Source organism: Streptococcus oralis, from assembly GCF_001983955.1.
Taxonomy (GTDB): domain Bacteria; phylum Bacillota; class Bacilli; order Lactobacillales; family Streptococcaceae; genus Streptococcus; species Streptococcus jiangnanensis.
In genome coordinates, this window is sequence record NZ_CP019562.1 from 328,322 (window position 1) to 346,145 (window position 17,824).

General features: G+C 41.8%; 4 protein-coding genes. 2 read left to right on the forward strand and 2 right to left on the reverse strand.

Going from position 1 to position 17,824, the window contains the following annotated elements; all coding sequences use genetic code 11:
* Nucleotides 1-5: 5 nt before the first annotated feature.
* A complete protein-coding gene (gene rfbD, locus BWR56_RS01600; RefSeq protein ID WP_076984320.1) occupies nucleotides 6-860 on the reverse strand; it encodes a dTDP-4-dehydrorhamnose reductase in 855 nt (284 codons plus the stop codon).
* Between the two features lie 377 nt (nucleotides 861-1,237).
* Between rfbD and BWR56_RS01605 the strand changes: the two genes are divergently transcribed.
* Together BWR56_RS01605 and BWR56_RS01610 are read left to right on the forward strand one after the other, a co-directional pair.
* Nucleotides 1,238-7,603, forward strand: coding sequence for a SpGH101 family endo-alpha-N-acetylgalactosaminidase (locus tag BWR56_RS01605; RefSeq protein WP_076984321.1), 6,366 nt, complete (start codon nucleotides 1,238-1,240; stop codon nucleotides 7,601-7,603).
* Between the two features lie 140 nt (nucleotides 7,604-7,743).
* Nucleotides 7,744-16,005 carry an SIALI-17 repeat-containing surface protein gene (locus BWR56_RS01610; RefSeq protein WP_076984322.1) on the forward strand — a complete coding sequence of 2,754 codons (8,262 nt, stop codon included), beginning with the start codon at nucleotides 7,744-7,746 and terminating at the stop codon, nucleotides 16,003-16,005.
* Nucleotides 16,006-16,340: 335 nt separating this feature from the next.
* On the opposite strand, the gene BWR56_RS01615 is transcribed toward BWR56_RS01610, so the two are convergent.
* Nucleotides 16,341-17,681, reverse strand: coding sequence for a hypothetical protein (locus BWR56_RS01615; RefSeq protein WP_076984323.1), 1,341 nt, complete (start codon nucleotides 17,679-17,681; stop codon nucleotides 16,341-16,343).
* Nucleotides 17,682-17,824 lie beyond the last annotated feature (143 nt).

Sequence of the window (17,824 nt, forward strand, 5' to 3'; positions counted from 1 at the left end):
ATCTGTTATTTTCTTACTTCTTGTTTATAAAACTCTTTAAGGGCATCTTGCCAGGTTGGAATAACGAAACCTGTCGCCTTCGCTTTGGCTAAACTCATGGTTGAGTTGAGGGGGCGTTTAGCCTTGGCAGGAAACTTGCTGGAGTCTACTGGAACTACTTCAACATCACTGTCTTTAAGAATCTCGACAGCGAAGTCATACCAAGTGGTATCTTCAGTGGAGTCATTTGATAAGTGGTAGTAGCCATACTCTTTTTGATTATCAGTCAGGTAGGTCATAAACTCAGCCAAGGTATGTGTCCAAGTTGGGCGGCCGTGTTGGTCGTTGACAACAGTGAGAGTTTTATGGGTTTTGGCAAGATTTTGCATGGTAAAGACAAAGTTTTTGCCATAATTTCCAAAGACCCAAGCAGTACGGATGATATAATGCTGTGACGTAAGGTTTTCAACAAGTTCCTCACCCATTCTCTTGGTACGTCCGTACTCTGTTTGCGGATCAGGTAGGTCATCGACTTCCCATTCTTGTCCGACGGGTTTCTTCCCATCAAAGACGTAGTCTGTTGAGATATAGACCAGAGTAGCTCCGTATTTCTCAGAGGCCTTGGCTACATTTTCAGTTCCAGTTACGTTGATGGCAAAATCCAGTTCTTTTCCCTCATCTTCTGCCGCATCAACAGCAGTATAAGCTGCACAATGATAGACCAGAGTTGGATTAACCTCGGCAAAGACTTTCTCAACCATTTCAGCATTAGTGATATCCATTTCGGCCACATCCACTGCAACATAGTCCACATTTCGTTCATCTAGTAAATAACGTAGTTCGGTACCGAGTTGACCATTTGAACCTGTAATTAATATCATTGTATCCTCCTTAACTTTTCTTCTATCTAATCATAGCAAAAAAATGATAAAAAATCTGATTTTCTGTCCTTGTTTTGCTGGTTTCTATCCGATAAGAATCAGTTTTTGAAATGAAACTGTTTATTAGATTCTTTGAGATAGAGCTTTTTATAGCTGTAAAGCGATTCTTAAAATTCTGAGCGTTAGAACTGTTCAGAAAAGAGAAAATTTTAGTGAATTTTAGCTATTTTCTATTGCTTTCTGCCTTTTTATTTGTTATATTAAAAGTACAATTATTTTTTATTTATAACAGTTAAGCATATCACTTTCAGAGAAAGGAGTATTTTTTAAAAAAGAAATGTAAACGCTTACTGGAAAATGAAAGGATTTAGGAGTTCATGGATAAACGATTTTTTGAAAAACGCTGTAAGTTCAGTATTCGTAAGTTTACGCTTGGAGTAGCTTCGGTGATGATTGGAGCGACTTTCTTCGTAGCTAGCCCAGTATTGGCTGATCAAGCAAGAGTTGGTTCAACAGATAATTTGCCGAGTGAACTAGCTGATTTGGATAAGAAGGCTAGTGATGAGGGGCACGATTTTGACAAGGAAGCTGCCGCTCAGAATCCTGGTTCAGCTGAGACTACTGAAGGGCCTCAAACAGAAGAAGAGTTGTTGGCTCAAGAAAAAGAAAAGTCTGAAAAGCCAAGCAATCTGCCAAAAGAATTAGAAGATAAGTTGGAGAAAGCTGAAGACAATGGGCGCGAAGTTGACAAGGATCAGTTGGCCCAAGATACTGGGAAGCTCGTCCCAGAAGATGTGGCTAAGACTACCAATGGGGAATTAAACTACGGCGCGACTGTTAAGATTAAGACGCCATCAGGAGAAGGTAGCGGTATTGTCGTTGCTAAAGACCTTGTCTTGACGGTTTCTCACAACTTTATCAAGGATAGCCAAGACGGCAATATCCGTAAGGTTGTGGACAATGATCAGGGGGATGGAGATATCTATAGCATCTCATATCCAGGATTGCCAGATGTCAAGTTTAGCAAGAAAGATATCATTCATTGGGATCGTGAAGGCTACCTAAAGGGCTTCAAAAATGATTTAGCCCTTGTGAGATTGCGTACAGTTCTGGAAAATACGCCTGTTGAAGTAACTAAAAAACCAGTAGTTAAGAAAATCGGAGATAAGCTCCATGTCTTTGGTTATCCAGAAGGGAAATTGAATCCGATTGTCAATACTACAGTTGATTTTGCGGAACCATACGGAGAAGGTGTCCAAGGGATTGGTTACCAAGGAGGAAAACCTGGTGCTAGTGGCGGTGGTATCTTTGATACAGAAGGCAAACTTGTCGGTGTTCACCAAAATGGTGTAGTTGGAAAACGTAGTGGAGGCATTCTCTTCTCACCAGCTCAACTAAAATGGATCCAAGACCACATACAGGGAATTTCAAGTGTGAAACCAGCCGACTTGGAAGAGAAAGAGAAACCGGCTGAAGAAAAACCAAAAGAGGATAAACCTGTAGCTGCTAAACCTGAAGCACCTAAGACAGTAACCCCTGAATGGCAAACAGTAGCGAATAAAGAGCAACAAGGAACCGTCACTATTCGCGAAGAAAAGGGTGTTCGCTACAATCAATTGTCTTCAACTGCACAGAACGACAATGGCGATAAACCAGCCTTGTTTGAAAAACAAGGATTGACTGTCGATGCTAACGGAAATGCGACGGTTGATTTAACCTTCAAAGATGATTCTGAAAAGGGCAAATCACGCTTTGGTGTCTTCTTGAAATTTAAAGATACCAAGAACAATGTTTTTGTTGGATATGACCAAGGTGGCTGGTTCTGGGAATACAAAACTCCAGGTAATAGCACATGGTATAAAGGCAACCGTGTAGCAGCACCAGAAACGGGTTCTGTAAACCGTCTTTCTATCACTCTTAAGTCAGATGGCCAGCTTAATGCTAGCAATAACGATGTCAATCTCTTTGACACAGTGACTTTACCGGGGGCGGTCAATGAGAATCTTAAAAATGAGAAGAAGATCCTTCTTAAAGCAGGAACTTATGGCAATGACCGTACGGTTGTCAGCGTTAAAACAGACAATCAAGAAGGCGTAAAAGCGGATGATACTCCTGCCCAGAAAGAAACAGGTCCGGCTGTTGATGATAGCAAGGTGACTTATGATACGATCCAGTCTAAGGTCCTCAAGGCAGTGATTGACCAAGCCTTTCCACGCGTGAAAGAATATACTTTGAATGGGCATACTTTGCCAGGACAAATTCAACAACTTAAGAAAATCTTGGTAAACAATCGCGAAATTACACCTGAAGTCACTTATAAGAAGATTAATGATACTACTGCAGAGTACTTGATGAAACTTCGCGACGAGAAGAATTTCATCAATGCAGATATGACAGTACGCTTGCAAGTTGTGGACAATCAGTTGCATTTTGATGTGACCAAGATTGTCAACCACAATCAAGTTACTCCAGGTCAGAAGATTGATGATGAAAGAAAACTTCTCTCCTCTATCAATTTCTTAGGAAACTCACTTGTGTCAGTTTCAAGCGACCAAACTGGAGCTAAGTTTGACGGGGCAACCATGTCAAACAACACTCATATCAGTGGAGATGAACATATCGATGTAACCAATCCAATGAAAGATTTGGCTAAGGGTTACATGTATGGTTTTGTTTCTACAGATAAGCTTGCTGCAGGTGTTTGGAGTAACTCTCAAAACAGCTACGGTGGTGGTTCGAATGACTGGACTCGTTTGACAGCCTTCAAACAAACTGTAGGAAATACAAACTATGTGGGAATCCAAAGTTCTGAATGGCAATGGGAAAAAGCTTATAAAGGGATTGTATATCCAGAGTACACTAAGGAACTTCCAAGTGCTAAAGTTGTCATTACTGAGGATGCTAATGCGGATAATAAAGTCGACTGGCAAGATGGTGCCATTGCTTATCGTAGCATTATGAACAACCCTCAAGGTTGGGAAAAAGTTAAGGATATCACAGCTTACCGTATCGCGATGAACTTTGGTTCACAAGCACAAAACCCATTCCTTATGACCTTGGATGGTATCAAGAAAATCAATCTCCACACAGATGGTCTTGGACAAGGTGTTCTCCTTAAAGGATATGGTAGTGAAGGTCACGACTCTGGTCACTTGAACTATGCTGATATTGGTAAACGTATTGGTGGTGTTGAAGACTTCAAGGCTTTGATTGAAAAAGCGAAGAAATATGGAGCTCATCTAGGTATCCACGTTAACGCTTCTGAGACTTATCCTGAGTCTAAATACTTTAATGAAAATATTCTTCGTAAGAATCCAGATGGCAGCTACAGCTATGGTTGGAACTGGCTAGATCAAGGTATCAACATTGATGCTGCTTATGACCTAGCACATGGACGCTTGGCTCGCTGGGAAGACTTGAAGAAAAAACTTGGTGAAGGTCTCGACTTTATCTATGTGGACGTTTGGGGCAATGGCCAATCAGGTGATAACGGTGCCTGGGCTACCCACGTTCTTGCTAAAGAAATTAACAAACAAGGCTGGCGCTTTGCGATCGAGTGGGGCCATGGTGGTGAATACGATTCTACCTTCCAACACTGGGCAGCTGATTTGACCTATGGTGGCTATACTAATAAAGGTATCAACAGTGCTATCACGCGCTTTATCCGCAACCACCAAAAAGATTCATGGGTTGGGGACTACAGAAGTTACGGTGGTGCAGCCAACTACCCACTTCTAGGTGGCTATAGCATGAAAGACTTTGAAGGCTGGCAAGGACGAAGCGACTACAATGGCTACGTGACTAACCTCTTTGCCCATGACGTCATGACTAAGTACTTCCAACACTTCACAGTAAGTAAGTGGGAAAATGGTACACCAGTTACCATGACCGATAACGGTAGCACCTATAAATGGACTCCAGAAATGAAGGTTGAGCTAGTCGATGCAGCAGGTAACAAGGTTGTTGTGACTCGTAAGTCAAATGATGTCAATAGCCCACAATACCGTGAACGTACAGTAACTCTCAACGGACGTGTGATCCAGGATGGTTCAGCTTACTTGACTCCTTGGAACTGGGATGCGAATGGTAAGAAACTTCCTACTGATAAGGAAAAAATGTACTACTTCAATACGCAAGCTGGTGCAACAACTTGGACCCTTCCGAGCGATTGGGCAAATAGCAAGGTTTACCTTTACAAGCTAACTGACCAAGGTAAGACAGAAGAGCAAGAACTAACTGTAAAAGATGGCAAGATTACCCTAGACCTTCTCGCAAATCAACCATACGTTCTCTACCGTTCAAAACAAACCAATCCTGAAATGTCATGGAGCGAAGGTATGCATATCTATGACCAAGGATTTAACAGTGGAACCTTGAAACACTGGACTATTTCAGGAGATGCATCTAAGGCAGAAATCGTTAAGTCTCAAGGGGCAAACGATATGCTTCGTATTCAAGGAAACAAAGAAAAAGTCAGTCTTACTCAGAAACTGACTGGCTTGAAACCAAATACCAAGTATGCTGTTTATGTAGGTGTCGATAACCGTAGTAATGCTAAGGCAAGTATCACTGTGAATACTGGTGAAAAAGAAGTGACTACTTATACCAATAAGTCACTTGCTCTCAACTATATCAAAGCATATGCTCATAACAATCGTCGTGACAATGCTACAGTTGACAATACAAGTTACTTCCAAAACATGTATGCCTTCTTTACAACTGGATCAGATGTCTCAAATGTTACTCTTACTTTGAGTCGCGAAGCTGGTGATGAAGCAACTTACTTTGATGAAATTCGTACCTTTGAAAATAATTCAAGCATGTACGGAGAAAACCATGATACAGGTAAAGGCACCTTCAAACAAGACTTTGAAAATGTTGCTCAGGGTATCTTCCCATTCGTAGTGGGTGGTGTCGAAGGTGTTGAAGACAACCGCACTCACTTGTCTGAAAAGCATGATCCATATACACAACGTGGTTGGAACGGTAAGAAAGTTGATGATGTTATCGATGGAAATTGGTCACTCAAGACCAATGGACTGGTTAGCCGTCGTAACTTGGTTTACCAAACCATCCCACAAAACTTCCGCTTTGAAGCTGGTAAGACCTACCGTGTAACCTTTGAATACGAAGCAGGATCAGACAATACCTATGCTTTTGTAGTCGGTAAGGGAGAATTCCAGTCAGGTCGTCGTGGTACTCAAGCAAGCAACTTGGAAATGCATGAATTGCCAAATACTTGGACGGATTCTAAGAAAGCCAAGAAGGCAACCTTCCTCGTGACAGGTGCAGAAACAGGCGATACTTGGGTAGGTATCTACTCAACTGGAAATGCAAGCAATACTCGTGGTGATTCTGGTGGGAATGCTAACTTCCGTGGTTACAATGATTTCATGATGGATAATCTCCACATCGAGGAAATTACCCTAACAGGTAAGATGTTGACAGAAAATGCTCTGAAGAACTACTTGCCAACTGTAGCCATGACCAACTACACGAAAGAGTCTATGGATGCTTTGAAAGAGGCGGTATTTAACCTCAGCCAAGCAGATGATGACATTAGTGTAGAAGAAGCGCGTGCAGAGATTGCCAAGATTGAAGCCTTGAAGAATGCTTTGGTTCAGAAGAAAACAGCCTTGGTAGCAGAAGACTTTGAAAGTTTGGATGCGCCTGCCCAACCAGGTGAAGGCCTAGAGAATGCCTTTGATGGCAATGTATCTAGCCTATGGCATACATCTTGGAGTGGTGGAGATGTAGGTAAGCCTGCCACCATGGTCTTGAAAGAACCAACTGAAATCACAGGACTTCGTTATGTTCCACGTGCCTCTGATTCAAATGGAAACTTGCGAGATGTGAAACTGGTTGTCACAGATGAGTCTGGTAAAGAACATACCTTCACAGTGACAGATTGGCCAAATAACAACAAGCCAAAAGACATTGACTTTGGCAAGACAATCAAGGCTAAGAAAATTGTCCTTACTGGTACCAAGACTTACGGAGATGGTGGCGATAAATACCAATCGGCAGCGGAACTCATCTTTACCCGTCCACAAGTAGCAGAAACACCTCTTGACTTGTCAGGCTATGAAGCAGCTTTGGCTAAGGCGCAGAAATTAACAGACAAAGACAATCAAGAGGAAGTAGCTAGCGTTCAGGCGAGCATGAAATATGCGACGGATAACCACCTCTTGACGGAAAGAATGGTTGCCTACTTCGCAGATTATCTCAACCAATTAAAAGATTCTGCTACGAAACCAGACGCTCCAACAAGTAGCAAGGGTGAAGAGCAACCACCAGTTCTTGATGTACCTGAGTTCAAAGGCGGCGTCAATGCAACAGAAGCAGCTGTACATGAGGTTCCTGAGTTCAAGGGCGGCGTTAATGCGGTTGAAGCCTTGGTTCACGAATTACCAGAATACAAAGGTGGAGCCAATGCGGTCCTAGCGGCTGCAAATGAAGTCCCTGAGTTTAAGGGTGGCGTCAATGCGGTCCAAGCCTTGGTAAACGAGAAACCAGCCTACACAGGTGTATTGGCTACTGCTGGAGATCAAGCAGCTCCAACAGTTGAAAAACCTGAGTACCCGCTCACTCCAAGCCCAGTAGCTGATGCCAAAACTCTGGAAGATAAAGAAGAGCAACTTCCTGCTACAGGAGAACATGGTTCAGAAGCAGCCCTCTTCTTAGCAAGTGTGAGCATCGCTTTATCTGCTGCGGTTCTTGCGACAAAACGTAAAGAAGATTAATGAGATTTGATTTTAGCAGTTCAAAGCAACTCGAATCAAAAAGGAACAAACAGCCGGAGAGGACCTCTTGGTTCTCTCCTTTTTCAAAGGAGAAATGATACCGCTTACTCATGTATGCGGATGAAAGGAATAGGAGAAAGATGGATAGACATTTTTTTGAGAAACGCTGTCACTATAGTATAAGAAAATTTGCAATCGGTGCAGCCTCCGTTATGATTGGTGCTAGTATCTTTGGAGCCAATATGGTTCAGGCGGCAGAAACAGCAGCGCCTTCAGAGACAGAGGGAAGTATCACTCATGTTCAAGCCCTGGATAAGTTACCAGATGATTTAGCCGCTGCGCTTGAAAAGGCAGATGCAGAAGCTGCAACAGAAGCAAGTCATGAGGAGGCTCCAGCGACTGATAAGGGAACCAATCCTCCATCAAGTGAAGAGACAAAACCTGAGACAAGTCCTGTAGTTCCAAAGCCAGCAGAAACGCCTAAAGAAGAAGCTAAACCATCAGAAACAAACACCCCTGCTGCTAAACCAGCTGAAACTGCTACGCCCGCACCAAAACCAGCTGAAAAGCAAATTGAAGATAGAGAAGATGTCAACCATCTTGAAGGTGCTACTGCTCAGGCGAGCAACCATGAGACTGGTACCAACTTTACTGCGGATAAAGCTATCGATGGAGATGACAATACTCGTTGGGCTACAGACAAAGATGTACCAAAACCAACTTTTGAACTAACTCTGCCAAAGACTACCTTGATCAAACATGTAGAAATTGACTGGGATCGTCGTCTTCGTAATGGGCAAAATGACCCTAATATCAAATCTTGGAGTCTCTATTACGCAGGCCAAGAAGATGTGGGAGCTAATGGAGAAAAACAATGGAAACTCGCTCATACCAAGACTGGAGATCCTGTTTTAGATGAGAAAGTAGATCTAGCTGAAAGTATCAAAGCTAAGTACCTCAAACTTGAGGTCAATGATTACCAAGCGGGAACAATGAACTGGAGAAATGTTGGAATCCAAGAAATTCGAGCTTATTCAAACGTTCCGGACCATAGTAAGGTAACGGATATCCGCCAAGTAACCGAACTAACAGTAGCAGAAGATGGACAGTCTCTTGTCTTACCAACTTTACCAGGAAAAGTCAGCCTCATCGGAAGCAACAAGCAAGGTGTGATTGATCTTCAAAATCACATCTATAAGCCTTTGACAGACCAACGCGTCAAGGTCATGGTGCAACAAATCAAAGACAGCCATACTTTCACTAAGGAGTTTGAAGTAGTCATCAAGGGTCTACATCAGGACGAGGGTGTAGGTGTCAAACCAAAAGTAGCACCAGCTGTTCAACAATGGTATGGGAAAGAAGGTCAATCTTCTATCACTTCAGATACAGTTCTTGCGACAGGAGATTCAGGATTTGATCAGGCTGCAACCTTCTACCAGTCAGACCTTGCAAGCCGTGGATTGGAACTTGCAACAGGTGACAAACAGGCTCAAAAACGAATCGAATTTAAAAAGGTTGAAAACAAAGGTTATGGTAAGGAAGGCTACGGTATCACTATCCAAGATGATGTGATTACCATCGAAGCTGCCACAAATACAGGAGCCTTTTACGCAACTCGTACTCTTCTTCAAATGGGAGAAACAGACCTACAAAATGGCGAAATTCGTGACTTCCCAAGTTTCAGCCACCGTGGCTTTATGCTAGATACAGGTCGTAAATTTATCCCTTATGACACCCTTGTAGACATCATGCTCAACATGGCTTACTACAAGATGAACGACTTGCAGTTGCACCTTAATGATAACTATATCTTCCTTAAGGAACACTTGGCAGGTAAGAATTTAAGTCCAGAAGAACAACTCAAGTATGTCCTTGAACATGCTAAGACGGGTTTCCGTGTGGAGACAGACATTGTCGGTAAGAATGGTCAAAAATTGACATCAGATGAGCATTATACCAAGGAAGAAATGCAAAATCTGATCAAACTTGCCAAGGCCTTGCATATAAACCTAGTACCAGAAATTGACACACCAGGTCATGCACTTTCATTTGTTAAAGTTCGTCCAGACCTCATGTATCAAGGTAGTCTGAGCGATTATGCAGGCAAGCACAATGTCGAACGAGTTGCCATGCTAGACTTGGATACTAAGTATGAGGAAACTCTTAAATTTGTCAAATCCGTCTATGACAAACTCCTCGATGGTCCAGATGCACCACTTCATGGGGTATCAACGGTTCATATCGGAACGGATGAATACTATGGTAGCAGAGAAAGCTATCGTCGCTATGTCAATGACCTTATCAAATACATTAAAGGAAAAGGTTACACCCCTCGTATCTGGGGCTCACTCAGTGCGAAACGTGGGAACACTCCTGTTGATTGGAACGGAGTAGAAGTTGATATTTGGAGCATTCATTGGCAACGACCAAATGAAGCCATTGCTCAGGGTGCTAAGATTATCAACATCACGGATGTGCCTACCTATAGTGTGCCAAGTGGAAGCAATAGTCAAGCAGCTTACGGGGACTATGCTAACTACGAACGTCAGTACAATAGCTGGACACCGAATGATTTTAGAACAGGTGGAGGTCCACTTCTACCAGCTTCTCATCCAAGTATCCTTGGTGGTGGTCACGCAGTTTGGAATGATAATATCGACCTTCATGAGACCGGTTTGACCTCTTATGATATCTTTAAACGCTTCTTCAAGAGCATGCAAACCACTGCAGAACGCACCTGGGGATCTGACCGTGCAGCTGCGACCTTTGCAGAACGCACCCTACCAACGAGCCCTTATGCGCCACAGTCAAATCCTGCTAAAGAGATTGATCAAAGCGACTTGTTTACCATCAATTCTGAAACAGTCAAGAACTATGCAAGTAAGAAAGTGAAGGCAAGCGAACAGGGATTGGCTTTTGAGAAAGACAGCAGTATCGAAGGCTTGGCTGGTGATGTTGGTCCAAGTCACGTCTTGAAGTTTGATGTAACTGTCACTGGAGACGGGGAACAAACCTTCTCAACAAGTGGGGACAACCGTATCTATCTAGCTGATAAAGACGGCTATCTTGCTTATCAATTTGAACAGTTCCATATCCAATTCAAGAAAAAACTTGAAAAGAACAAACGTTATCAAATCTCTATTGTGACCAAACCACAATCTACAGAAGTCTATGTAGATGGTGAAAAGATTGAGCGTATCGCAAATCCAGCTCACCCTCGATTTGCCCACAATAGCTTGGTGCTACCGCTTGAAAGCATCGGTGGTTTCAAAGGAATCTTGCATAGCGCAGAGTTGTCAGACAAACCATTTGTAAATCCTCGTTTGATTTCAAATGATAAGATTACGGCAACCGCAAGTAGTCAGCAACTTCCAGGAAACGCGACTGAAGGCGCTGTTGAAAAGGCCTTTGATAATGATCCAAATACCTTCTGGCATACTAAGTGGACTGGTGACACTGCGCCATACACCCTTACTATGACCTTGAAAGAAGCAGAAAAAGTCAATGGCTTGACCTATCTCCCACGTCCAGGTGGTGGAAATGGTGTCGTGACACGCTACGAAGTCTACGCACAAAAAGATGGCCAAATGGTCAAGGTTTCAGAAGGAAGCTGGGACAACAACGCCCAAGAAAAAACAGTCAACTTTGCGGCGGTAGATACCAACAAGATTGAGTTGAAAGTATTGGAAGGCGTTGGTGGTTTTGCAAGTGCAGCTGAAGTTCATCTATTGAAACCTGTCAAAGAAGAGCAAGAAACGCCTGCACCAAGTCAACCAGAAAAACCAACTACACCAGAAAAACCAAAAGTAGACCAAACCGGTGATGGAACAGTTGAATTGGCAGATCAATTCACTGCAAGTAAACCAGCTAGCGAAGACAGCATTGCAGCTGCTAGCAAGAGCGCAGACTATCTCAAGAAAGAGTACAAGGTCTTCCCAACTCCACAAAAAGTGACTTATGGAGAAGGAGTCACAGCCCTTCGTAAGCAAGTCAATCTGGTCATGGGCGATCAACTCGATATCTATACTCGCAATCGCTTGAAGAGTGTCTTGCAGGACAATCAAGTATCTTATACAACTGGTAAGGCAGCAATCGCTGGCGCAACCAATATCTATCTTGGGGTGCATGGACAAGGCTCACAAGCAGAGCAAAACTTGTCCAATGTTTCAGCAGGTCTCTTTGACAAGATTGACGCCTATGTCTTGAGCATCAAGGATAACTCGATTTCCATCGTCGGAAAAGACACAGATGCGGTCTTCTATGGTTTGACAACCTTGAAACATATGCTCAAGGAAAGCCAAGTACCAGTCCTTCGCAATGTGACAGTAGAAGATTACGCAGAGCTCAAGAACCGTGGTTTTATCGAAGGTTACTATGGAAACCCATGGTCGAATGCAGATCGTGCAGAACTCATGCGTTTTGGTGGCGATTTGAAATTGAACCAATACTTCTTTGCACCAAAAGATGATCCATACCACAACAAGAAATGGCGTGAACTCTATCCGGAAGAAAAACTAGCTGAAATCCGTGAACTTGCTCGTGTCGGAAATCAAAGTAAAACACGCTATGTCTGGACCATCCATCCATTCATGAACAACCGCATCCGCTTTGGCAATGAAGCGGACTACCAAGAAGACCTGGCTACCATCAAAGCCAAATTTACCCAGTTGATGAAAGTGGGTGTCCGCGAATTTGGTATCCTAGCAGATGATGCTCCAAGTCCAGTCGGAGGCTACAATAGCTACAACCGCTTGATGCAAGATATGACCAGGTGGTTGACTGAAATGCAGGGAACTTACAGCGGTCTTCGCAAAGAAATGATCTTTGTTCCTGGACAGTATTGGGGTAATGGACGTGAGGATGAGTTGAAATCCCTCAATGAAAATCTCCCAAGTTCAACATCCATGACCTTGACGGGTGGTAAGATTTGGGGTGAAGTCTCTGAAAGCTTCCTTTCAACTCTCAAGAACAATCTATCCGCAGGTGGCAAGACCTATCGCCCAGTTTCACTTTGGATTAACTGGCCTGTAACAGATAACTCTAAACAACACTTGATTCTAGGTGGTGGTGAGAAATTCCTTCATCCAAATGTGGATCCAAGCTTGCTATCTGGTATCATGTTGAACCCAATGCAACAGTCTGAGCCATCTAAGATTGCCCTCTTTTCAGGAGCTCAATACTCATGGAAACAGTGGAAATCAGAAGAAGAAGCTAAGAAAATCAATGACATTGCCTTCAACTTTGTAGAAAATGGTCATTTTGAAGATAGCAAGGTATCAGCAGCCTTCCGTGAACTTGGTAAGCACATGATCAACCAAAACATGGATGGTCGTGTCGTTAAACTAGAAGAATCTGTAGACTTGGCTCCAAAATTGACAGACTTCATGACCAAGCTCAAAGCAGGTCAGGATGTGACTGCAGAACGTGCAGCCTTGCGAGCTGAATTTGCCAAGATTAAAGAAGCAGCCGAACTTTACAAAGCATCGGGCGACCAAAAGATGGTTGCGCAAATCCACTATTGGTTGGATAATGCAATCGATCAAATGAATGCCCTTGATGCCTTCCTTACAGGAACTGAAGCCATGGCTACAAACGATGCAGCCAAACTTTGGGATAGCTACTATAAAGGTTTGAAATTGTACGAACAGTCTCAAACTCACACCTTCCATTATGTAGACCATATGGAAAAGGCTGAATTGGGTGTTCAACATATTCGTCCATTTATCCTATCCTTGAAAGAAGTTCTAGCATCTGAAGTTCAAAAAGTCTTGCATCCAGACCAAATCATCAGTACCTTTATCACCAATCGAACAGGTGTAGAAGGTGGTTTAGCAGAAGTAACGGATGGCGATTTGGCAACTCATGCGATTATTAAATCACCAAATAGCATCAAGACAGGTGATTATATTGGTATGAAGTTTAACAAGCCAGTAGCGATTCAAACCTTGACCTTTGCTATGGGAACGCAGGCAAATCCACGTGATACCTTTAGTAAGGCAGAAGTGCAGTATCTAGATGAAAATGACAACTGGGTAACCTTGAAAGAGCCAAGCTATGTCGGAAATGAATCCCTGCTTAAGTTTGAGAATCTCAACATCAAGGCCAAAGCAGTTCGCATGATTGCGACAGCAGACCGCGAGAACACTTGGTTTGCAGTTCAGGAAATTGCAGTCAACCGTCCAGTTGAAAAAGCTCGTAGCCAACAAGCAACGACAGTTAGTCTAAGCTCAAACTTAGTTTACAAACTAAATACCTCAGCTCGTCAAATCACTGATGGCAAGGACAATACAGAAGCCATGATGGCAAACGCTGACGGTAGCAATACGACACCAGTAGATGCTTGGGCACAACTTGACCTCGGTGAAGTCAAGTCAGTCACTAAAGTACGACTTCGCCAAGGAACGGGTGATAAGCTTGCCACAGGTGTACTTGAGTACTCTACAGATGGAACTGCATGGCAAGAGTTGGATCGCCTATCAGGAGAACAAACCAAGGAAGTGACCAGAGCTATAAATGCTCGCTATATCCGAGTCCGCAATACCAAGGCACTCGACCTCTGGTGGCGTATCCAAGATTTCTCTGTTGAGACACGCTCTGGAAACAGTGAGTTAACGGACACCAACGTTGATGCCTTGAAGGAAACGCCGGTAGTGGATAGCTTGGGACATTATGAACTTCAAATTCCAGCTGGAACTAAACTTCCTGCAAATAGCTATCTAGGTATGAAACTTGACCGTATCCATCAGGTCAAGAGCATCCAGCTCCAAGGCCAAGCCAACCCAGCTCTTAGCCTTGAGTACTCTGCAAATGCTCAAGAATGGATGCCAGCTAGCCAATTGACAGACAGAACTGTCGCAACCCACTTGGTTCGTTATGTTCGTCTGGTCAATAAAACAGATCAGGAACAAGCTGTGACAGCCACTTCTCTCCTTGTGACAACCAAAGAAGTACAACCAACCAAACTAGAATCTACAACTATGGGCATTCATCCAACATACGGAAGCAATGATGTTCGTAAACTGAACAACCTAGATCAATTATTTGATGGTGTGTACAACAACTTCGTTGAGTTTTCAGACTATGCTCGTAAAGATGGTCATGTGACCTTGAAACTTGGTAGCGAACGCACCATCAAGAAGATTAGAGCTTACATCCAAGACGGAACTCAAAACTATCTTCGTGATGGTAAGATTCAAGTCAGCCAAGACGGTAAAACTTGGACTGATGTCGTGACAGTAGGAGATGGTGTGGCCAATAGCACACACGATGATTCATTGACAGATGGTTGGACACATGATTCTAAGATGCCAGGAAATCGCTATATCGAGGGTGAATTGACGACACCAGTCAAAGCCAACTATCTCCGTGTCCTCTATACAGCGGATTATGATGCCCGTTTTGTAGGCTTTACAGAATTGGTCATCAACGATGGTGAGTTTGTCAAACCAATCAATGATCCAACAGTAGAAGGAAGCAGTGGAGAAAGTCAGGGCAACCTTTATAATAATCTTGTAGACGGCAAAGTCTTGACCAGCTACAAGTCTGAAAAAGACAAGGGCGAATTGGTGTATCACTTATCTGAGCCAACCAATGCCAACCACCTTCGTCTCGTTTCCAGTCTTCCTGAAGGAGCTAAGGCACGTATTCTTGCTAGAACACTCAAGGATGGTCAAGACAGCTGGACAGACCTCGGTGCCATTACATCTAGTCTCCAAACCTTCGCTATCCGAAATGGTGGCTCTCTTCTAGATGTCAAATTAGTCTGGGAAGGTGGCAAGGCAGAATTTTATGAATTGGCAAGCTTCCATCAAGAATTAACAGAAGAACCGCTCCAATCAAGCAAGGGAGAAGAACCAGCACCCGTTCTTGAGGTTCCTGAATTCACAGGTGGTGTCAATGCAGTTGAAGCCCTAGTACATGAACTTCCAGAGTACACAGGCCCAGTAGCGACAGTAGGAGACCAAGATGCTCCGACAGTAGAGAAACCTGAGTTCAAGGGCGGTGTCAATGCAGTTGAAGCCTTGGTACATGAGCTTCCAGAGTACACAGGCCCAGTAGCGACAGTAGGAGACCAAGCTGCTCCGACAGTAGAGAAACCTGAGTTCAAGGGCGGTGTCAATGCAGTGATGGCTCTAGTGCATGAATTGCCAGAATACACAGGTCCATTATCGACAGTAGGAGACCAAGCTGCTCCAACAGTAGAGAAACCTGAGTTTAAACTTAGCTCACTTGCTTCAGATGAAGGTAAGGCACCGGAACTAAAACAAGAAGTGACGAAGCGAGAAACAGCTGAACAAAGCTTGCCAGCAACAGGTGAGAGTCAATCTGACACAGCCCTCTTCCTAGCAGGTGTTAGCCTAGCCCTATCTGCTCTCTTTGTAGCAAAAACAAAGAAAGACTAGTATTTAGTAAAACCTCTTAACAAGATTACGAAATCCGTTTCCTACCTTTCCCAATGAGGTTTATAGTACAAAAAAAGCCTGAGAAGACATCTTCTCAGGCTTTTGTTAAGCACATAAATGCAATAGTGCTATGAAAAAATCACCCAGAGTATTTTATTTTAATAGTCTTTTTACAGAAAATAATTTTTTAAATTCAATAAATGTTCACATATACATTATTTAACTTTTTAAGACTCAAGATAACTTACAAATTTTATCCCCGTATTCTGAATCATGATTTTTCTTCCTGTCTATTTTATTACAAAAAATTCTGACAACTACTCAAAAATACTTTATCAGTAGTTTTTAAAGTGAATATTATTAAAGATTTCTGCCTTTAAATTAATTAAAAGTATATTACCTAAACTAGGTATATTTGTGTTATCAAAAACCTCTAACAATATCGCTATAATATCCCTTAGAACAAATTTTTCAGTAGAATCGTCAATATTTTTTTCATCTCTTAATACACTTAGATTTCTCCGCATACAATCAATAAAATCCATCATGAAAAAAGTATCAATATCATCCAATGAATCAAAATAACCAATTGATCTAGGTAAATTATAGACTATATAGGATTCTTTATTCAATATATATTCTATATTAAAATCAAATTTTTTAATTTCATCAAAACAATCTGTGTTGTATTTTAAAATATCTAACACATCTTGCAATACTGCATACACACTGGAAAGTTCCACTGTATTTGCTTCAATTTCATATGAAAAGAACATGAATAAGGAATGTAAAAGTTTATTGAAATTCCTTGATTCTACAATATCTTTAACTTTATTTGTATTCAGAAAAACATTTTCTCTAATGTCGTATGTGTTATAAAAGAAAATTTCAGAAAACGTTGAATCAGTCGGCACACTAATATTGTTGTAGTCTCCCCAATCTTTAGAAGACGATTTATCACTATAATTTCCAATACCAGGATGTAATGCATTCCCCTTCGATTTTAAATATTTATAAATCTTTATGCCTCCATTGAGATACCCAAAAAGAATTTCCTCACCAATTATTGTTGTAGCTGTAATATAAAATGAACGTGGTATTTTTTTAGAAACAATATCTCCCGACTTTAAAGATACTTTACTAATACAATTTTTCGTATTATCACTAGAATCATAATACTTTACATTCTCTATATATAAAGTATCTTCTCGCATTATCAAGATTATACCTTTAGTAGCATCAACCACAAAACTAGGTCTATAATGATCTTTATATTGCTCTAATTCTTTTTCCTTTTCTTTTCTATCTTTTTCACGTTCTTTTTTACGTTCTTTTCTATCTTTTTCCTTTTCTTTTCTATCTTTTTCACGTTCTTTTTTACGTTCTTTTCTATCTTTTTCACGTTCTTTTCTATCATCACGGTATCTATTCTTTTCATTACTGACAAACACAAATACTGTGAAAGAAATAGTCAGTGCAGTTGAATAAAACGAAAAGTTTTCAACCACAACATTCAATGCTAACTTCAAAGACTCTGGAGGAATTGTAGCACCGTAATAAACGAAGTACCTAACCGCCTTAACTATAATCGGGAAAATGAATATAAAAACAATAAATAATATAAGTGGCCAAGTGAAGAACTTAAAATCATCTTGTTTATTCTTCTTATTTTTCAAGATATTTTCTCCTTATTTTAAATATGTACATAGAATAAAAAATAATTTATATTTGATTTTTTTACTTAAACAGCTATTAGATTTTTGCAATGGATTTCTGCTTTAAGAGGAGATAAGAAGGCTTCTCAGGAGTCCCGTATTTT

What these genes read in the sequence shown, in the direction of transcription:
- rfbD (WP_076984320.1), bottom strand. Translation starts at nt 860, where the DNA reads ATGATATTAATTACAGGTTCAAATGGTCAACTCGGTACCGAACTACGT.
- BWR56_RS01605 (WP_076984321.1), top strand. Translation starts at nt 1,238, where the DNA reads ATGGATAAACGATTTTTTGAAAAACGCTGTAAGTTCAGTATTCGTAAG.
- BWR56_RS01610 (WP_076984322.1), top strand. Translation starts at nt 7,744, where the DNA reads ATGGATAGACATTTTTTTGAGAAACGCTGTCACTATAGTATAAGAAAA.